This is a genomic window from Leucobacter sp. CX87 (assembly GCF_018682295.1).
In the GTDB taxonomy this organism is placed as follows: domain Bacteria; phylum Actinomycetota; class Actinomycetes; order Actinomycetales; family Microbacteriaceae; genus Cx-87.
Genome location: NZ_JAFIRI010000006.1, coordinates 25847 through 45164, shown reverse-complemented (window position 1 = coordinate 45164; position 19318 = coordinate 25847). Strand labels below are relative to the sequence as shown.

Genomic DNA, 19318 nt, shown 5'->3' with positions numbered 1-19318 from the left:
CTCAGAAGGCGCGACCGATCACCCGCCATGCGGCATCGAGGTCGGCCCCGGGCGGGAAACGACCCGAGAGCTCAAGGCTCACCATGCCGTGCGCGGCCGCCCAGGCGGCACGAGAGCGATCGTGCGAATCTTCGGTCTCGCCAAAGAAGGCGAGCAGCTCGGACATCGCTGCCTGCTCGGCGCCTGGCACCAGGGCGGCGCGAACGAGCGGCCGCTCGGTCATGAGGCGATATCGCTGGGGGCGTTCACGCGCGAACGAGCGGTAGGCGCTGGCAAACGCGTCGAAATGTGTGGTGGGGCTGGCGAGGCTGCCGGATCCTGCTGGAGTTGCGCCATGCAACCGCACCGATAGTTCCAGGAAGCCCCGAGAAATGAGGGCGTGCTCGATATCTTGCGCGCTCGAAAAATGTTTGTACAGGCTCGGCGGCTTGATGCTCGCTGCTCGGGCAAGTGCGCCGATCCCAAACCCTTCGAGCCCTTCAGTCTCGAGCAAGCTCTCGGCGAGGTCGAGCAGTTCCTCGCGGCGTGCGCTCATCGGACTGCGGCGCGCGGTACACCGACCGGTCGAATGGTGCCGTCTGGCTCACGCAGGCCGTAGCCTGCGACCCGGTCGACTGAGATGTGCAACAGCCAGGCTGATGCCAGAACGGCCAGCGGCCAGAAACCGCCGATGAACAGCAGGACAAGTGAGATTGCGAACAGGACGAGAGGCGGTCCGGGGGAGTGCGCCAGGTTGTAGGCCCGAACTCGCTCGGGCTTGAGCCGCCCGCCGCCGGCAAAGGCGCCAATGAGGGTGAGGTCGGGCAGGATCGCGAAGACGATCGCGACAGTAGCTGCGGGCCATCCAGCGCGGATGCACAGGAAGATGAGCGCTGCAAGGAGCAGGCTCGAGGGGATTAGCCAGAGAAATCGAGCGAGGTTCATGCGGCTAACACTATTAGCCAAAGAGGTGAGGTGCAAGTCTTGCCGGCTGATGACCCCCTGCAGCCTGCTCGCGCCCGCTGACTCGTAGACTGGGCGCATGGCACAGTCGAGTTCTTGGTCCCTGGGCGGCGCGTTCAAGCGGCTCTTCAACGCGAGCGAAGAGATCACCGAAGACACCTGGGAGGATCTCGAGACGGCGCTCATTACCGCCGACTTCGGCCCCGACATCTCCGAGTCGATCATTGACCAGCTGCGCGCTGACGTCGATCGCCACCGCGTGACCGACGCGCGCGAGCTGCGCCGCATGCTGCGCGAGAACCTCGAAGAACGCCTCTCGGCCTTCGACCCGACCCTCAAGCTCACCGAGCGCCCCGCCGTCGTGCTGGTGGTCGGCGTCAATGGCGTCGGAAAGACCACCACGATCGGCAAGTTCGCCAAGTACCTCACGACGTTCGATCGCAAGGTCATCGTCGGGGCCGCCGACACCTTCCGCGCGGCGGCGGTCGAGCAGCTCGCGACCTGGACGGAGCGCGCGGGCGTCGATCTCGTGCGGCCCCAGCAGGCCGGGCAGGATCCTGCCTCGGTGGCGTTCCAGACGGTGCAGCGGGCGCAGGAAGGCGGGTATGAGATCGCGATCATCGACACCGCCGGGCGGCTACAGACGAAGGGTGGCCTGATGGACGAGCTCACCAAGGTGCGCCGCGTCATCGAGAAGCTCGCGCCCATCTCGGAGGTGCTGCTCGTGCTCGACGCAACCACCGGCCAGAACGGGCTCGCGCAGGCGGAGGCATTTATTGAGCACGCGGGCGTGACGGGTCTCGTTTTGACCAAGCTCGACGGCTCGGCCAAGGGCGGCTTCGTGCTTGCGGTCCAGCAGCGCACCGGCCTCCCCATCAAACTCATCGGGCAGGGCGAGGGAATCAACGACCTCACCGGCTTCACCCCGCACGTCTTCGCACAGCAACTGGTGGGCGGCTCGGAATGAGTGCCGAGGAGAACTCCGACGGGGTCGACAGCGAGGTCGCTCCCGAGGTTCAGGAAGCCCCGCCGAGTCGACGGAGCTTCCTGAAGGGTGGCGGTCTCGTCGCCGCCGGGCTCGCAGCCGGTGGCGCTGCAGGCATCACCGCCGGGTTCCTTGCAGCGAAGCCGGAAGCGGGCGCCCCCTATATTCCGCAAGAATTTTCTGCGCCCAAGCCCCGCAAGACCCCCGGGTTCGACCATCTCATCGTGGTCATGGGCGAGAATCGCTCGTTCGACAACATCCTGGGATACCTTTACTCGCCTGAGACGCCGCCGCCGGGTGGCAAGTTCGAAGGTCTCGCCTTCGGCGACTACGCCAACGTTGCGCGAGACGGCACCCGCGTGCCGGCGCACCCGTACTCGGGGGCCACCGACCACATCATGGGCCGCCCGGAACCGGATCCTGGCGAGGAATACCCGCACGTGAATACGCAGTTGTTTGGCGAGCTCAACGAGCACAATATTGGGCGCGAGATCGAGGACATGATCGAGCCGTTCAACGCGCCGGGGCCGGGCGAACGGGCGAGCATGTCGGGCTTCGTGCTCGATTACGAGACCGACTTCAAACGCATCAAGGGTCGCGCGCCCGAGACGCACGAGCGCGATCAGATTATGGGATCGTTCACCCCCGAGATGCTGCCGGTGGTCTCGACGTTGGCGCGCGAGTTCGGCGTCTACGACCACTGGCACTGCGCGGTGCCGAGCCAGACCTTCTGCAACCGGAGCTTCTTCCACGCGTCGACCTCGCACGGGTTTGTGACGAACAAGCACAACGGCGGGTACCAGAAGTGGTTGAACGCAGCTCCGGCGCCGACGGTGTTCAACCGGCTGGAGGAGGCGGGCCTCAGCTGGCGCATCTACTTCGACGAGCTGCAGCTCGTCTCGTTTACCGGAGTGCTGCACGCGCCCGTGCTCGAGAAGTACTGGAAGACGAATCGTTTCGCGACGATGAGCGAGTTTCATGAGGACATGCGCAACGGCACGATGCCCGACTATGCCTTCGTGGAACCCCGCATGATTTACAACCACAACGACTTCCACCCGCCGGTCGGACGGGTGCGTGAGGGCGAGGTCGCGGGTCAGGAAGTCTTCAACGGGGCCGTGTCCGACGTGCGCGCGGGCGACGCGCTGATCCACGAGATTTACTCAGCGCTGCGAAACTCGACCTCTGAGCACGGCTCGAACTACCTGAACACCGCGTTGCTCATCACGTTCGACGAGCACGGCGGGACATACGACCACGTACCTCCGCCCGCGGCGACGCCGCCCGCAGAGCTCTTGCCCGGCGAGATGGGCTTTACCTTCGATCGGCTTGGGTGTCGCGTGCCCGCGATCATCGTGTCGGCGCACACCGAGCGCGGCAGCGTGTTCTCGAAGGAGATGCATCACGGCTCGCTCTCGGCGACGCTGAGCGAACGCTTCGGTCTCGAGCCGCTCACCGCGCGCGACGCCGGGGCGCGGACACTGCGCGGCGCGTTTAACCGCAAGGTGCCCAGGCACATCGCTGACTGGCCAAACCCCTCGCCGGCGTTCGTGCCGCCGAACCCGGACATGGCCGAGCACCCGGGCAAGTCCGACCACGGCCGCGAGTTGAGCCCGCCTGCGAACGGGCTGATCGGGCTGCTGATCGAGCGCTTCGGCACGGCGGAGGAACGGCGAAACCCGCCGCGGACGTTCGGCGACGCCTACAAGATCCTGACCAAGTACGGCGACGGACTCTTCGGGGTCGCCGCAAAGTAGCGCGTGGGGGGAGCGATCGTGCGGCCGTGGCGGCTAGACTAGGCCCGCTATGGCTACTTTCGGAAATCTGTCCGCTCGGCTCGCCGACACCTTCAAGAACCTTCGCACGAAGGGCAAGCTGTCGGCGTCCGACATCGACGGCACTGTTCGTGAGATTCGACGCGCCCTGCTCGAAGCAGACGTTGCCCTCGAGGTCGTCAAGGACTTCACTGGGCGCGTGCGCGAACGTGCTCTCGGCGACGAGGTCAACCAGGCGCTGAACCCGGCGCAGCAGGTCGTCCAGATCGTCAATGAGGAATTGATCGCGATTCTCGGCGGCGAACAGCGACGATTGCAGTACGCCAAGACCGGCCCCACTGTCATCATGCTCGCCGGCCTCCAGGGCGCGGGTAAGACGACCCTCGCCGGCAAGCTCGCGAAGTGGCTGAAGGGGCAGGGCCACACGCCGCTGCTCGTCGCTTGTGACCTCCAGCGCCCGAATGCCGTCACTCAGCTCGGCGTCGTGGCCGAGCAGGCCGGCGTCGCGATCTACGCACCCGAGCCCGGCAACGGCGTGGGCGACCCGGTGAAGGTCGCGAAGGCGGGCGTCGCCGAGGCGAAGACCAAGCTGCACGACTTCGTGATCGTCGATACGGCCGGCCGCCTCGGCGTCGACGCCGAGCTCATGCAGCAGGCGAGCAACATCCGCAAGGCGATCGACCCCGACGAGGTGCTCTTCGTCATCGACGCCATGATCGGCCAGGACGCGGTCGCCACGGCGCGCGCCTTCCAGGAGGGCGTCGACTTCACCGGTGTCGTCCTCACCAAGCTTGACGGCGACGCCCGCGGCGGAGCGGCGCTCTCGATCCGGAGCCTCACGGGCCGCCCGATCCTGTTCGCCTCGACGGGTGAGGGACTCGACGACTTCGAGCCCTTCCACCCGGACCGCATGGCGAGCCGCATCCTCGATCTCGGCGACATTCTTACCCTCATCGAGCAGGCGCAAGGCGCCTTCGACGAGGAGGAGGCGAAGAAGGTCGCCGCGAAGATTGCGAGCGATCAGTTCACGCTCGAGGACTTCCTGGGCCAGCTGCAGCAACTGCGGGGGGCCGGATCCATCAAGAAGATGATGGGCATGCTGCCGGGCATGGGCAAGATGCGCGAGCAGATCGAGGGCTTTGACGAGCGCGAGATCCTGCGTACCGAGGCCATCATTCAGTCCATGACGAAGGCCGAGCGCCAGAACCCGAAGCTGCTCAACGGCTCGCGCCGCCTGCGCATCGCAAAGGGCTCGGGCATGACGGTCACCGATGTGAACCAGCTTGTCGCGCGCTTCGAGCAGGCCGCAAAGATGATGAAGACGGTCGCCAAGGGCGGCGTGCCGCAGATCCCCGGCATGGGACCGATTCCCGGCATGGGCGGCCATGGCGGCAAGAAGAAGCAGCAGGCCAAGGGCAAGGGCTCGAAGCGTTCGGGCAATCCCGCCAAGCGTGCGCAGGAAGTCACTGCCGCAGCCGCAGCTCCCGCGGGCACCGGCTTCGGCTTGGGTGGCGGCGCGGGCCAGACGTCCCCGTCCGAGGCGGACCTCGCCAAGATCCAGCAGATGCTGGGCGGCGGGCGCTAGGCAGGCCCGGCTCCGCGCAGGATCCGCCCGCTAGCGGGCGATCCCGGCGCGGAAAGCGTCCGCGAGGCCGTGCACCACAGCCCCGAGGGCCTCAGCGCCGGTCGGGTCGGCGAAGCCCTGCGCCGTCTTCAGCTGACGCTCGGCACTTGAACCCGACGTCAGGATGGCGCCCACCTGGGCGAGCTCCGCGCTGCAGCCGAGCGACTCGGCGACCGGGGCGAGCTCGGCGATCAATCGCTCGATGTCCTCGCGGAGGGGCACCTGCGTGCCCTCCCGATCGACAATCACTCGCGCGTCGAGCCCGTAGCGGGCTGCCCGCCACTTGTTCTCGCGGACGTACCAGGGCTGTAGCCGAACAAGTGATTCGCCCCGGTCAAGCCGGCGCTGGCCGTCTTCCACCAGGCACTGAGTGAGCGCGGCCAGAGCGGCGACCTCGTTGAGCGACGACACCCCGTCGAAGCCGCGGAACTCGAGTGTGCCCCAGCGCGGCGATGGCCGGACATCCCAGCGCGCCTCGCTCACGTCGTCGATGACGCCCGTGCGGGTCAGGTCCTCGACGACCTCTTCGAAATGGCCCCAGTCATCGAGGTCCCACGGCAGACCCGCGGTCGGCAGCTGCTGAAACATGAGCGTGCGGTTGGACGCGTACCCGGTCGCCTCGCCGCCCCAGAAGGGACTGGAGGTCGAGAGTGCCAGCAGGTGGGGGAGACGGGCGAGCAGCGCGTGCATCAGGGGGATGACGCGCTCGACGCGGTCGATCCCCAGGTGCACGTGTACGCCCCAAATGAGCATGTTGCGACCCCACCACTGGGTGCGGTCGATGAACCGCTCGTAGCGCTCGCTCGGCGTGACGCGTTCGTCGACCCAGCGTCCGAAGGGGTGGCTTCCGGCACCGACGACGCACGCTCCGTGTGTCTCGGCAGCGTCCTGAACTCGCTGGGCCATGATGCGCAGTTCGTCGACGGCCTCGCCGACGCGCTGGTGCGGCGCGGTCACGAGCTCGATGGTGTTCTCGAGGAGTTCGCGGGTGACGTGGGGCATCTGGGCATCGGCGCCGGGCGCGTTGATTTCGCTCAACAGGGCGGGTGCGATGCTCGCGAGGCTGTGATCCTGCTGGCTGACGAGGGCGAGTTCCCACTCGATGCCCAGCGTCGAGCGGGGCGATGCGGCGAATTCGACGGCCATGCGGGCACCTTTCGGTCGGTCGATGCCAGCCTAGTGCCGGCTGGGGAGGGCACGTGGGCGAAAAGTTCCTCCCAAAGTGCCCTTTGACATGTACAATGGCACTGGTGGTGCGCGGAGCACCCGCTGCCCGGAAACACGGCAGAGCGAACTGGATCAATGACTCAAAGGTGACTCATGGCTCGGAAAACACTCCTCTCAACCGCGGCGCTCGGCGCCGCCGCGATGCTGGTCCTCAGTGGCTGTGCGAGTGGCGGCGGGGGCGGTGGTGACACGGCCGACGGCGACGCCCAAGCTGGCGGCACGCTCAAGGTCCTATCGAACGGCGACGTCGATCGACTTGACCCGCAGCTGACCGCCTACGTTCCCGTGAACAGCGTCGTGCGCTCACTGTCGCGCTCGATCCTGAGCTACGAATCGTCGAACGACGTCGATGCGCGCACTCAGCTCGTGGGAGACCTCGCGACCGAGGTTCCGGTCCCGACCGATGACGGGCTGACCTACGAGATCACGCTGCGCGATGGCGCCACCTGGGACGCCCCGGACGGATCCCGCCCGATCGTGGCCGAGGACGTCGCCCGCGGCATCGAGCGCATTTGCAACCCCCACATCGGGGCCGCGCTCGGCGGATACTTCATCAACCTCATCGAGGGCATGACCGAGTACTGCGACGGGTTCGCCGCAGTCGCTCCCGAGGCCGCCGCGATGAAGGCGTACATCGATGAGAATGACATCTCGGGCATCGAGACGCCCGATGAGCAGACTGTTATCTTCCGCCTCGTCGAGCCGGCATCTGACTTCACGTCAATGCTGAGCCTCCCCACGGCAAACCCCGCACCGGTGGAGGTGCTCGACTACCTCCCCGATTCCCCCGAGTACCGCGACAACTTCATCGCGTCCGGCCCCTACACGGTCGGTTCGTACACCCCCGATGTCAAATGGGAGTTCGTGCGGAACGAATCTTGGGACCCGAAGAGCGACGACCTCCGCAAGGCGTACGTCGACACGATCGAGATGACGATGGGTGTCGAGGGCGACGCGGCAATGCAGCAGCTCCAGGCAGGATCCGCCGACATGCTCTTCGATCTCAGCCCCAGCCCGGCGAACATCCAGCAGCTCAAGGCCGCAAACGACGAGAAGTTCACCACGCTGGAAAACGGCGGCATCGATCAGTTCCTCTGGATCAACACGAAGACGGGCAACAATGGCGGTGCCCTGCAAAAACTCGAGGTGCGCGAAGCGCTGCAGTACGCCATCGACAAGCCGGCCGTCGTTCAGGTGATGGGTGGCTCGGACATCGCGACTGTCACGAACGGCATCTTTGGCCCCGGCATTAACGGGTACGAAGAGTACGCTCCATTCGGCGACAACGGTGGCAAGGCTGATCCGGAGAAGGCGAAGGCCATGCTCAAGGCCGCCGGCGTCGAGAATCTGACGCTGAAGCTGCCGTACCGCAACGTCGGCACCCAGCCGGACATCGCGCAGACCGTGCAGGCAAGCCTCGAGGAGGCCGGCATTACAGTCGAGCTCTTCCCGGTTCCGCCGACCGACTACTACGCCAACTTCATGACGAACCCTGAGAACGCATCGAGCGGTGCGTGGGACGTGGCGCTCGTGGGCTGGTCGCCGGACTGGGTGGGCGGGGCCGCGCGCAGCGTGTTCCAGCCGCAGTTCACCTTCAACGGCACCCCGCAGTCGTACAACTACGTCGACTACAACAACGATGAAGCGAACGAGCTCGCGGCCCAGGCGCTGGCCGCCGAGACACCCGAGGAGGCCGGCAAGCTCTGGCACCAGGTCGATCAGACCGTGATGGCCGACTCGCCGATCGTCAGCATCGTGGCCCGGAAGAAGGCGAACTACCACTCGGACCGCGTGCAGAACTTCGAGATCTATGGACTCGCTCAGAACGGAGACTGGGCAAACGTCTGGCTGAAGCAGTAACTCACCCCGACGGGCTGGCGCGGCAGCGAAGGTTGCCGCGCCAGCCACACCATCACAAATTGGGAGTACCCATTGGCAATTCTTGACGTGCGTCATCTCGTCATCGACATTCCGACGGAAGACGGCGCGGTACACGCCGTGCAAGACGTCTCGTTCTCGGTCCAGGAGGGCGAATTCTTCGGCATCGTTGGCGAATCGGGGTCGGGCAAGTCCGTGCTTGTGCAGTCGGTGATGGGGTTGATCCCCTCGGCGCAGAGCTCCGGTCAGGTCCTGTTCCAGGGCGAAGACCTGCTCTCGCTCTCGAGCGAGGCCCTGCGGCAAAAGCGCGGCCGTGACATCAGCATGATCTTCCAGGATCCGCTCTCGAGCCTGCACCCGCAGTACACGATCGGCTGGCAGATCGTCGAGCAGATTCGCGCCCACGAGCGTGTGACCAAGCAGGCCGCGAAGGCGCGCGCCATCGAACTGCTGGAGAAGGTGCGCATTCCCGACGCCGCCGCCAGGTTCGACTCGTACCCGCACCAGTTCTCGGGCGGCATGCGTCAGCGCGTCATGATCGCGATGAGCCTGTCCCTCGGCCCGGCCATGATCATCGCCGACGAGCCGACCACCGCACTCGACTCGACCGTGCAGGCCCAGATCCTTGACCTCCTCGGCGAGATGCGCGAAGACCTGGGCGCCACTGTCGTCATGATTAGCCACGACCTCGGGATCCTGTCCCGCGTTGCCGATCGCGTGATGGTGATGTATGGCGGGCGGAAGCTCGAGATCGGGGCCAGCGAGAACGTGCTGGGAAACCCGGCACACCCGTACACCGCCGGGCTCCTGCGCTCGTCGTCCTTCAACCGTGCGCCCGGCACCCCCCTCATCCCGATCGCGGGCCGGCCACCGAGCCTGCTCAGGCCACCGGCCGGCTGCGTGTTCCGCGATCGCTGCCCGAACGCGATGGACATCTGTGGCGAGGCACCGCCGCTGCAGAAGTACAGCGACGGCACCGAGTCGCTCTGCTGGCTCACGACCCCTCCGACCGAGCCGGCCGCCCCGGAGTTCTCGGAAGCGGAGATCGTGGCCACCCCGGGCAACACCATCGTCGAGGTGGAACACCTCTCGGTGACGTTCCCGCAGCGGCGCGGCGAAGACAAGACGGTACTCAGCGATATCTCGCTCGAGGTGCGCCGCGGCGAAACACTGGGTCTGGTGGGCGAGAGCGGGTGCGGCAAGACGACGCTCGCCCGCGCCATCGCCGGCCTCATTCCTCCGAGCGCCGGGACGATTCGCTTCGACGAACAGGACATCGCCGGCCTCAGCGATGCCGAGTGGCGCCAGATGCGCCGCAAGGTGCAGGTCGTCTTCCAGGATCCCTTTGGCTCGCTGAACCCGAAGCGTCGCGTGGGTTCCATCATCGGCGATCCGTTCCGGATTCACCGCGTCGCCCGCGGGGCTGAACGCCTCGCCCGGGTGCAGGAGCTGATGGAGTTGGTCGGGTTGAACCCCGAGCACTACAACCGGTTCCCGTCCCAGTTCTCGGGCGGCCAGCGCCAACGCATCGGCATCGCCCGCGCGATCGCGCTCAACCCCGAGCTCGTCATCCTCGACGAGCCGGTGTCCGCGCTCGATGTGTCGATTCAGGCGCAGGTGCTCAACCTGCTCGACGAGCTGCAGCGCGAGCTCGGCCTCACGTATCTCTTCATCTCGCATGACCTGGCGGTGGTGCGCCACGTCTGCGACCGCATTGCCGTGATGGACGGGGGCAAGATCATCGAGCTGGGCGACGCGGCGACCGTTTCCGGCAACCCGCAGGAGGCGTTCACCAAGCGGCTCTTGTCTGCCGCCCCTCCCGAGATCCTGAAAATTGTGCGCGAACGGGTCCTGCTGTCCGCCGAAGGGAGTGCACTGTGAATACCGTGTTCTCGAAAGACACCAAGCTGATTGTCACGCCCGGCTACGCCGCGCAGAAGGCGGCGGACATCCAGGCCAAGAGCTCGTGGCAGCTCACCTTCGCCCGGCTCGTGCGCGACCCCGCAAGCGTGATCTCCGCGGCAGTGATCGTCCTCATCGTCCTCTTCGCCATCGGCGCGCCGCTCATTGCGCAGTGGACGGGGCACGGCCCGACCGAACAATTCCGGGAGACGGGGCTCTCCGAGGCCGGTATCCCGGTCGCGCCAAACGGGGAGTTCTTGCTCGGGACCGATCAGCTCGGGCGCGACGTGTTTGTGCGGCTCGCGTATGGCGCGCAGGTATCGCTCCTCGTCGGCGTTATCGCCTCGTTGGTCGCCTCGGCGATCGGCGTGATCGTCGGGGCCACGGCGGGCTTCTTCGGGGGCTGGGTGGACACCGTGCTGAGCCGGATCGTTGACCTCGTGATGAGCGTCCCGTTCCTGCTGGTCGCGATCGCGCTCGTCGCGGTGCTGGGTCCGAGTCTCGGGCTCTCGATCGTCGTGATTGTGTTCTTCAGTTGGGCCGGGCTCGCCCGGGTCATTCGCGGCCAGGTGCTCGCGATTCGCGAGCGAGAGTACATCGAGGCCGCCCGGTCGCTCGGCGAGTCGCGCTGGTCGATGATGCTGCGCGACGTGCTCCCGAACCTGGTGGTGCCGATCATCGTGTACACCACGCTCGGCATCCCCGCCGCGGTCGTGTTTGAAGCGACGCTGTCGTTCCTGGGCCTGGGTGTCGTCCCGCCAACGCCCAGCTGGGGCAACATGCTCGCCGACGCTGCAAACGGCTCGATGTACATGGTCGCGCCCTGGATGGTGCTCGTCCCCGGACTCGCGCTCCTGGCGCTGACCCTCGCGTTCAACCTGCTCGGCGACGGGCTTCGCGACGCACTTGACCCGACCTCCTCGAAGGGGAACAAGGCATGATCCGCTACTTCCTCTCCCGCGTCGCCTTCGGCGCGCTGGTGCTCTTCCTGCTCAGCATCTTCGTATTCATCCTGTTCTACGTCTCGCCTTCTGACCCCGCGCGCATCATCGCGGGCGACAAGGCGACCGAGGAGCTCATGCAGCAGATCAGGGTGAGCCTCGGCCTGGACAAGCCCATGCTGCAGCAGTACCTGATGTTCCTCGGCAACCTTCTCCAGGGCGATCTCGGATTCTCGTACCGATCCAACCTCCCGGTGGGCGACCTGCTCGTGCGGCGCATTCCCGTAACCATGTCGCTCGTGTTCGGCGCGGTGGTGCTCTGGCTCGCGATCGGTATCCCGATCGGGATCGCCTCGGCCAAGCGCCCCGGCAGCGTGCGGGATCGCCTCGGTCAGACGTTCGCCATCGTCGGAATTAGCTTTCCGACCTTCGTGCTCGGCATGATTGCGCTGTACGCGCTGTATTTCCTCCCGACGAAGATGGGCGTGACGCTGTTCCCGCCGTCCGGCTATGTGCCGTTCACGGAGAACCCGGCGCAGTGGATCTGGCACCTCGTGCTGCCCTGGCTGACGCTGGCCATGGTCATCGCGGCGGTCTATGCCCGCCTGACGCGCGGGCAGATGCTCGATGTGCTCGGACAGGACTACATCCGTACCGCCCGAGCCAAGGGCCTCACCGAGCGTCGTGTCGTTTATGTGCACGCGTTCCGCAGCGCGATGCCACCCCTCGTGACCCAGCTCGGTATCGACATCGGCATGTTGCTCGGCGGTGTCATCGTTATCGAGCAAGTGTTCGGGCTGCAGGGCGTAGGCTCGCTGGCGGTGACGAGCGTCGCGATGCAGGATCGACCCGTGGTGATCGCGATCGTGTTGCTCGGCGGACTGTTCGTCGTGCTCTCGAATCTCATTGTTGACCTGCTGTATGCGATGCTCGATTCGAGAGTAAGGACGGCCCGCAAGTGACGAATTGGTATCCGATCGGTGAGCGACTGGTCGCACGCGACCTCTGGGTGAAGGTCCCCTTGGACTGGAACGAGCCCGCTGGAGCAACGATCCGGGTGTTCGCACGCGAGGTCGTCGACGCGGCGAACCGCGAGGCCGACCTGCCGCTGCTGGTGTTTTTGCAGGGAGGCCCCGGCGGGAAGTCGCCGCGGCCGCTCGAACGCGAGGGCTGGGTCGGCGATGCGGTGCGCCGCTTCCGGGTGATCCTGCCCGACCAGCGGGGGACCGGTCGCTCGACGCCGCTCGGCGCGGGGGACTTCGACGCGCTTGACGCCGAGGCCGGGGCGAAGCTACTGGCGCTGCACCGCGCTGACTCGATCGTGCGGGATTTCGAGGCGCTGCGCGAGGAACACTTCCCGGGCCGCCAGTGGTGGACCCTCGGGCAGAGCTACGGCGGGTTCCTGACGTTGCAGTACCTCTCGCACTTCCCGGAGTCCGTCATTGCGTCGGCGATCACCGGGGGACTGCCGAGCATCGAGCCCGACCCCGAGGTCGTGTACGCGCGCACGTTCCCCCGCATCGCCGAGAAGAACCGACTCTTCCGCGAGCGGCACCCGCACCTCGTCGAGCGGATCACGCGCGTGGCCGATCTGCTTGAACGCGAGGAGGTGCGGCTGCCGGGAGGCGACCGGCTCACGGTTCGCCGCCTGCAGACGCTCGGCTTCGACTTTGGCATGAAGCCCGGCTTCGACCGGGTGCACTGGATCTTCGACGAGGCCTTCAGCGACGAAGCCGAGACGCGGCTGAGCGACACGTTCCTCGCGGAGGTGGAAGCGAACACCGGGTTTGCAACCAACCCGCTGTTCATCGCGCTCCAGGAGGCGATCTACGGGCCGGGGCCGAGCAACTGGGCAGCCCAACGCGAACGCGATGCGCGCCCCGAATTCGCCGAGTCAGCACGGCCGCTGCTGTTCACCGGCGAGACCGTGTTCCCGTGGATGTTCGCCGAGATCGGTGCGCTCCGCGGCCTCGAGTCCGCCGTGCAGCACCTCGCCACTCATTACCAAGCGATCGAGACATACAATCTCGACGTGCTCGCGGCAAACGAGGTCCCCGTTGAGGCCGCCGTCTATTTCGACGACATGTACGTGGACGCGCCGCTCTCGCTCGAGACCGCCGCCCGCGTGCGCGGACTGCACGCGTGGGTGACCAACGAGCACGAGCACGACGGGCTGCGGCTTGGGGACGTCGCCGAGCGACTCTTCTCGGCGCTCGAGGCGCGCCTCGGCGGCACCACCAACGAACGACACTGAACGGCGCCGGCACAACCGGCAACTCCACGTTGAGAGGAACACATCATGGCCCAGCACGGTCACACAGACGCCCATGAGGCACTCGGCGCGCGCGTGCGTGTCGTTGACTGGGAGTCGGGCATGCCGAACTCCCGCTCGACCAGGCGCGACCCCCGTATGCCGCTGCTCACCGAGACCCCCGGATTCACCTCGTGGATGTCGGAGGGCTGGGGCGAGGCATCGCGAGAGCTCACCGTCGAAGCGGGAGCGGTGGCGGCGGCGGCGGCGCATCGCGCGCGGCTGTCCGCCGAGCTGCCGGGGCAGACGCTCGTGGTCACCGCGGGGCGTTCTCAGCTGCGCGTGAACGACAACTACTTCGAGTTCCGCGCCGATAGCGACTTCCTCTGGCTCGTCGGTCACGGTGTTGAGGACGCGGTGCTCGTCATGCGGCCAGTGGCCGGCGGACACGACGCCACGCTGTACATCACCCCGCCCGCGCGTCCCGGAAACCCGTCGTTCCACGCAGACGCAAATCACGGCGAGCTCTGGGTCGGGCCCCTCGCCGGGACGGTAGAGGTGGCCGCCGCGCTCGGGCTCGACGTGCGGCCCGTGGCTGAGCTCCCGGACCTCCGCCTTCCGGACGACGTCCTCATCGCAGGGGCGGTCGTGGTAGCGCGCGGCTCAGGGCGCGCGCTCGAGGGCAAGGTGCGTTCCCCGCTGCTGGCGCGGGTGCTTTCGGAGCTGCGGCAGATCAAAGATGCGTGGGAGATCGCGCAGCTGCGCCAGGCGAATCTCGACACTATCGACGGCTTTGCCGCCGTGCGTCGCGAGATTCCGCAGGCGATCGAGCGCGGGGGCGAGCGGTGGCTCCAGGGGACGTTTGACCGTCACGCGCGCACCGTCGGCCAGGCCCCGGGCTACACCACGATTGTCGGCGCTGGGGCGCACGCCCCGATCCTGCACTGGGTGCGCGCCGACGGAGAGGTGCGCCCCGACGAACTCTTGCTTCTTGACATGGGGGTGGAGCTGCGTAGCGGCTACACCGCCGACGTGACGCGCACGATTCCCGCTGGCGGAACCTTCTCGGCTGCGCAGCGCCAGGTGCACGATCTCGTCGAGCGCTCACACCGGGCAGGCCTTGCCGCAGTGCAGCCGGGCCGGCTGTGGGCGGACTTCCACGCCGCGTGCATGGAGGTGCTCGCCGAGGGGCTGTCGGACTGGGGCATGCTGCCCGTCTCGGTCGACGAGGCGCTGTCGGAGCACGGCCAGCACCATCGCCGGTACATCGTCTGCGGTGTCGGCCACCACCTGGGCCTCGACGTACACGACTGCGACTCGTCGCGATACGAGACGTACCTGGGCGGCACGCTGCAGACCGGTATGGCGCTCACCGTCGAGCCGGGACTGTACTTCCACGCGTGGGATGAGACAGTGCCTCCCGAGCTGCGCGGAATCGGCGTGCGCCTCGAGGACGACCTCATCGTGACCGAATCGGGGCATGATGTGATCTCCGATGCGCTGCCGATTGACGCCGCCGGGATCGAAGCGTGGATGCGTTCGACCGCAGGAAAGTAGGGAATGGGGTGCAAAAGCCCTGGTCCTGACAAAAATTGCAATTAGGGCATTCCCGTGGAAGAATAGTCAGGTGAGCGCAAGCGCTCCCAAGCTTCGCGTGGGGATATCCCGCCGCGGTTTTCGATCCAACATTTTGGAGCAATCATGGCAGTCAAGATTCGCCTGAAGCGGCTCGGCAAGATCCGCGCCCCCTACTACCGCATCGTCGTTGCTGACTCGCGCACCAAGCGCGACGGCCGCGTCATCGAGGAAATCGGCAAGTACCACCCGACCGAGCAGCCCTCGTTCATCGAGGTCAAGTCGGACCGTGCGCAGTACTGGCTCAGTGTCGGCGCTCAGCCGACCGAGCAGGTCGCCGCGATCCTGAAGCTCACGGGCGACTGGGGCAAGTTCACGGGCGAGGGCAACACCGAGTCGATGGTGCTCCCCGTTGAGCCCAAGCCGGTCTTCGAGATTGACGCGAAGAAGAAGCCCGTCCTGAAGCCCAAGGCTGCAAAGGCTGCTCCCGTCGCGGAGGCCACGGAGGCTCCCGCAGTGGAGGCCACCGAGGCCGAGGCTTCGGAGGCCTAGGCCCTTGTCGGCCCCCGAGCTTGCTCCGGCGCTCGCGCATCTCGTCAAGGGGATCGTCGATCACCCGGAAGAGGTACGTGTCGCGTCGCGCGATTCGCAGCGCGCTGAGGTGCTGGAGGTGCGTGTGCACCCCGAGGACCTCGGTCGCGTGATCGGTCGCGGAGGCCGCACCGCGCAGTCCCTGCGCACGGTGGTCGGCGCGCTTGCCGTCGGTCGCCGCATTCGCGTTGACGTCATCGATACCGATGACGCTCACGCTGCAGCACCCGAGGCTCCCGTTGAGTGAGTCCGGTTCCCGCGCGCAGACTCCCCGCCCCGATCAGGGTGCGGGGAGTCTGCGCGTCGGACGCATGACGAAGCCGCACGGCCTCAAAGGTGGCCTGAAGCTCGAGATGTTTACGGACAACCCCGAGCTTCGCTTCTTCCCCGGAGCGACGTTTGCGCTCCAGGTACCCCAGGATTCCGAGTGGTTCGGCCAGAAGGTCACCATTCGTGAGCTGCGCTGGTTCAATGGTTCACCCGTCGGGTTCTTCGACGAGGTGCCCGATCGGAACGCCGCCGAGAGCATCGTGAAGGCGATCCTGTGGATTGACGAAGCCGCAGTCGATGCCGGTCACGAAGAGAATGCTTGGTACGACCACCAGTTGGTTGGCCTTGAGGTGCGTCGCGACGGAGTCAAGGTGGGAACGGTTGCCGAAGTGCAGCACATGCCCGCCCAGGACCTCCTGTCGATCAAGACCCCCGCAGGCCTCATCCTTGTTCCGTTCGTCGAGGCCATCGTGCCCTCGGTCGACCTCGAGGCGGGCATTGTGACGGTGACGCCGCCTGCCGGCCTCTTCGAGGAGCTTCCGGAAGAACCCGCCGACGCAGTTTCGGTGGAGTCGCCGGACGCGGAAACGACCCCCGACGCTTCGGCATCGGAGGAGGAAGCGGTCTGATGCGGATCGATATCGTTTCGATCTTCCCCGACTACTTCGCGGCTCTTGAGCTTTCCCTGCTGGGGAAGGCCCGGAACAAGGGGCTCCTTGAGGTCGGTGTGCACGACCTTCGCGACGCCACCCACGACAAGCACCGCAGCGTAGATGACACCCCCGCCGGGGGTGGCGCCGGCATGGTGATGCGGCCCGAGCCATGGGGCGAGATGCTCGATGGGCTCGTGGGGGACCAGCTGGGCCACGGCCCGGACGCGCCGCTGATCATCTTCCCGTCGCCCGCAGGCGAGGTCTTCACGCAGCAGATGGCCCGCGAGCTCGCGGAGGAGAAGCACCTCGTCTTTGGCTGCGGCCGATTCGAGGGCATCGACCAGCGGGTCTTCGACGAGTTCGAGTCGCGCGGCCGCGTGCGGCTCGTCAGCCTCGGCGACTACGTGCTGAACGGTGGTGAGGTCGCGGTGTTGGCGATGGTCGAAGCCATTGGCCGGCTGCTTCCCGGTGTCGTCGGCAACCCCGAGAGCCTGGTCGAAGAGTCGCACGAGGATGGTCTGCTCGAGTACCCGAGCTACACCAAGCCGGCCTCCTGGCGAGGCCGCGAGGTGCCCCCGGTGCTCCTGGGTGGCAACCACGCGGCGGTCGCCAAGTGGCGTCGAGAGCAGCAAATTGAGCGCACGCGCCGCGTGCGACCCGACTTGCTTCCCCCCGAGTGAACTATTTGACCGCGCGTGTGGCATAATTGACCCTTGTGCCACGGTGCGACGCTGCCGTGAGGGTTCCGCACATACCGCTGGCACCATTCATCCTTTTCCTTAAGCAATCCGTATCCCGACTTACGGCGGGTGCAGAGAGAGAACATCATGCAGAAGCTCGACCACGTCGATGCCGCGTCGCTCAAGAGCGACATCCCCGCCTTCCGCGCTGGCGACACCGTCAAGGTGCACGTCAACATCGTTGAGGGCAGCCGCTCGCGTGTCCAGGTGTTCCAGGGTGTTGTGATCGCTCGTCAGGGCGAGGGCGTCCGCGAGACCTTCACCGTTCGCAAGGTCAGCTTCCAGGTGGGCGTGGAGCGTATGTTCCCCGTACACACCCCGGCGATCGAGAAGATCGAGATCGTCACCCGCGGTGACGTTCGCCGCGCGAAGCTGTACTACCTCCGCGCTCTTCAGGGCAAGAAGGCGAAGATCAAGGAAAAGCGCGACCGCTAATCCAGACCTTCCCAGACGGGTCCCCGCTGCCTTTCGGCCGGGGACCCGTACTGTTTTATATGGGTGTGTGCGTCACGCCGAGCGTCGAGGATATGAGGAGCATGCATGACTGAGGCAGCCGCCACTGGAAAGCGCCGCCGCGGAGGGCTTGTCGGGTTCCTGCGCGATTTGATCATCATCCTGGTCATCGCGTTCACGGTCTCGTTCGTCGTGAAGACGTTCTTCATGCGTGCCTTCTACATCCCGTCCGGTTCGATGATGAACACGCTGCAGATCAACGACCGGATCCTGGTAAACCAGCTCGTCCCGGACGTGGTGCCGGTGCAGCGCGGCGACGTTGTCGTCTTTCGTGATCCGGGCGGATGGTTGAATGCCAAGCCCATCGTCCCCGCAACCGGCGTGCAGTGGGTGCTGCAGGAACTCGGCCTCGCCGCGTCGCCCTCGGACGAGTATGTGATCAAGCGGGTGATCGGCCTGCCCGGCGACCGCGTCGCGTGCTGTGACGCGGGCGGACGAGTCACGGTGAACGGCGTGCCGATCGTCGAGCCGTACGTCCTGCTTCCACCCGGGGAAACCCGCGTCTCGGATCTCGCATTCGACGTGACTGTGCCCGAGGACTCGTACTGGGTGATGGGCGACAACCGTTACGCCAGCAAGGACTCGCGCTACAACCAGGATCAGCCGGGGAAGGGCTTCGTGCTCAAGGAAGAAGTTGTCGGCCGCGCCTTCCTCCTGAACTGGCCGCTCAGCCGCTTCTCGTGGCTTGGGAACTACCCCGATACGTTCGTGGGGGTCGACCAGCCCGCCGCGGTCGGGGCCGGCAATCCCGCCACCACCGACTTCTCCGGCGAGTAGGCGGCGCGCATGGCCGCGACGCTTCGCCCGCTGAAACAGGATCCTGCCAAGGACCCGACCCTCGAACTTGAACGTCTGCGCTTTGCAGCCGGTGCCCCCATGGTCATCGGCATCGACGAAGTGGGACGCGGCGCGATCGCGGGCCCCGTTGCCGTCGGCGTGCAGGTCGTGTTCGCGGGCACCGAGAGTTTTCCCGAGGGGCTTCGTGACTCGAAGCTGCTGAGCGAGCCGCGGCGTGACGCCCTCGCGCCGCTCATCCGTGAGTGGGGCCCGGGAGCCGTCGGCTTCGGCAGTGCCGAGGAGATCGACGAGCGTGGCATCACGGCCATGCTCGGCGAGGCCGCTCGGCGGGCGCTCCTCAAGCTGCACCAGCAGGGAGTCGCCGTGAATCGCGCCCTGATCCTGCTGGATGGCTCGCACGACTGGCTGACGCCCGTGCTGCAGTCGCCGTTGACGATCGAGACCATGGTCGGCGCCGACCGCCGATGCGCGAGCGTCGCGGGTGCCTCGGTGCGCGCGAAGGTCGAGCGCGACGCGGTCATGCGCGACGCGCACGAAACGCACCCGCACTATGCCTGGCAGTCGAACAAGGGCTACGGCGCCGCCGCGCACTACGCGGGGATCGCCGAGCACGGAATTACCGAGATGCACCGGGCGAGCTGGATCAAGTAGGG

At 66.5% G+C, this 19318-nt stretch carries 19 protein-coding genes; 16 read left to right on the top strand and 3 right to left on the bottom strand.

All coding sequences use genetic code 11. The annotated features are described in order from the left end of the window. Position 1: 1 nt before the first annotated feature. Together KOE53_RS09455 and KOE53_RS09450 are read right to left on the bottom strand one after the other, a co-directional pair. Positions 2–535, bottom strand: coding sequence for a TetR/AcrR family transcriptional regulator (locus tag KOE53_RS09455; RefSeq protein ID WP_188058284.1), 534 nt, complete (start codon positions 533–535; stop codon positions 2–4). Further along, a complete protein-coding gene (locus tag KOE53_RS09450; protein WP_188044467.1) occupies positions 532–924 on the bottom strand; it encodes a DUF4260 family protein in 393 nt (130 codons plus the stop codon). Before KOE53_RS09450 ends, KOE53_RS09455 begins: the two co-directional genes overlap by 4 nt. A 97-nt stretch (positions 925–1021) precedes the next feature. On the opposite strand from KOE53_RS09450, the gene ftsY reads away from it, so the two are divergent. From ftsY to ffh, 3 genes are read left to right on the top strand one after another with little or no spacing between them, the layout of a single operon-like run. After that, entirely contained in the window at positions 1022–1909 is an 888-nt protein-coding gene (gene ftsY, locus KOE53_RS09445; RefSeq protein WP_188058283.1) for a signal recognition particle-docking protein FtsY, read from the top strand. Next, complete coding sequence (locus KOE53_RS09440) at positions 1906–3684, top strand: alkaline phosphatase family protein (protein ID WP_188058282.1); 1779 nt, start codon at positions 1906–1908, stop codon at positions 3682–3684. The genes ftsY and KOE53_RS09440 overlap by 4 nt, the downstream gene beginning before the upstream one ends. Positions 3685–3733: 49 nt before the next feature. Beyond that, positions 3734–5287 (top strand): signal recognition particle protein, encoded by a 1554-nt coding sequence (gene ffh / locus KOE53_RS09435; protein WP_188058281.1) that lies wholly within the window; start codon positions 3734–3736, stop codon positions 5285–5287. A 30-nt stretch (positions 5288–5317) separates the two neighbouring features. On the opposite strand, the gene KOE53_RS09430 is transcribed toward ffh, so the two are convergent. After that, entirely contained in the window at positions 5318–6472 is a 1155-nt protein-coding gene (locus tag KOE53_RS09430) for a glutamate--cysteine ligase (RefSeq protein WP_188044463.1), read from the bottom strand. A gap of 174 nt (positions 6473–6646) precedes the next feature. Between KOE53_RS09430 and KOE53_RS09425 the strand changes: the two genes are divergently transcribed. From KOE53_RS09425 to rnhB, 13 genes are all read left to right on the top strand, one after another. After that, positions 6647–8413: an ABC transporter substrate-binding protein gene (locus tag KOE53_RS09425; RefSeq protein WP_188058280.1), complete on the top strand. Its 1767-nt coding sequence runs from the start codon at positions 6647–6649 to the stop codon at positions 8411–8413. A 72-nt stretch (positions 8414–8485) separates the two neighbouring features. Next, positions 8486–10312: an ABC transporter ATP-binding protein gene (locus KOE53_RS09420; protein ID WP_188058279.1), complete on the top strand. Its 1827-nt coding sequence runs from the start codon at positions 8486–8488 to the stop codon at positions 10310–10312. Then, entirely contained in the window at positions 10309–11274 is a 966-nt protein-coding gene (locus KOE53_RS09415) for an ABC transporter permease (protein ID WP_241095560.1), read from the top strand. The genes KOE53_RS09420 and KOE53_RS09415 overlap by 4 nt, the downstream gene beginning before the upstream one ends. Further along, the gene (locus KOE53_RS09410; RefSeq protein WP_188044460.1) at positions 11271–12236 is read left to right on the top strand and encodes an ABC transporter permease; all 966 of its coding nucleotides are present in this window, start codon (positions 11271–11273) and stop codon (positions 12234–12236) included. The genes KOE53_RS09415 and KOE53_RS09410 overlap by 4 nt, the downstream gene beginning before the upstream one ends. Beyond that, complete coding sequence (locus tag KOE53_RS09405) at positions 12233–13528, top strand: alpha/beta fold hydrolase (RefSeq protein WP_188058278.1); 1296 nt, start codon at positions 12233–12235, stop codon at positions 13526–13528. The genes KOE53_RS09410 and KOE53_RS09405 overlap by 4 nt, the downstream gene beginning before the upstream one ends. 45 nt (positions 13529–13573) lie before the next feature. Continuing rightward, positions 13574–15082 carry an aminopeptidase P family protein gene (locus tag KOE53_RS09400; RefSeq protein WP_251364282.1) on the top strand — a complete coding sequence of 503 codons (1509 nt, stop codon included), beginning with the start codon at positions 13574–13576 and terminating at the stop codon, positions 15080–15082. 144 nt (positions 15083–15226) lie between these two features. After that, the gene (gene rpsP / locus KOE53_RS09395; RefSeq protein WP_188058277.1) at positions 15227–15652 is read left to right on the top strand and encodes a 30S ribosomal protein S16; all 426 of its coding nucleotides are present in this window, start codon (positions 15227–15229) and stop codon (positions 15650–15652) included. 4 nt (positions 15653–15656) lie between these two features. Next, entirely contained in the window at positions 15657–15938 is a 282-nt protein-coding gene (locus KOE53_RS09390; RefSeq protein WP_188058276.1) for an RNA-binding protein, read from the top strand. 49 nt (positions 15939–15987) lie between these two features. Continuing rightward, complete coding sequence (rimM, locus tag KOE53_RS09385; RefSeq protein ID WP_255499040.1) at positions 15988–16590, top strand: ribosome maturation factor RimM; 603 nt, start codon at positions 15988–15990, stop codon at positions 16588–16590. Then, positions 16590–17294, top strand: a complete 705-nt coding sequence (gene trmD / locus KOE53_RS09380; protein ID WP_188044455.1) for a tRNA (guanosine(37)-N1)-methyltransferase TrmD — start codon at positions 16590–16592, stop codon at positions 17292–17294. Before rimM ends, trmD begins: the two co-directional genes overlap by 1 nt. A 147-nt stretch (positions 17295–17441) precedes the next feature. Then, positions 17442–17789 (top strand): 50S ribosomal protein L19, encoded by a 348-nt coding sequence (gene rplS, locus KOE53_RS09375; RefSeq protein WP_188044454.1) that lies wholly within the window; start codon positions 17442–17444, stop codon positions 17787–17789. 105 nt (positions 17790–17894) lie between these two features. Further along, positions 17895–18644, top strand: coding sequence for a signal peptidase I (lepB, locus tag KOE53_RS09370; RefSeq protein WP_188058275.1), 750 nt, complete (start codon positions 17895–17897; stop codon positions 18642–18644). A gap of 9 nt (positions 18645–18653) precedes the next feature. Then, positions 18654–19316, top strand: a complete 663-nt coding sequence (gene rnhB / locus KOE53_RS09365; protein WP_188044452.1) for a ribonuclease HII — start codon at positions 18654–18656, stop codon at positions 19314–19316. Positions 19317–19318: the final 2 nt, after the last annotated feature.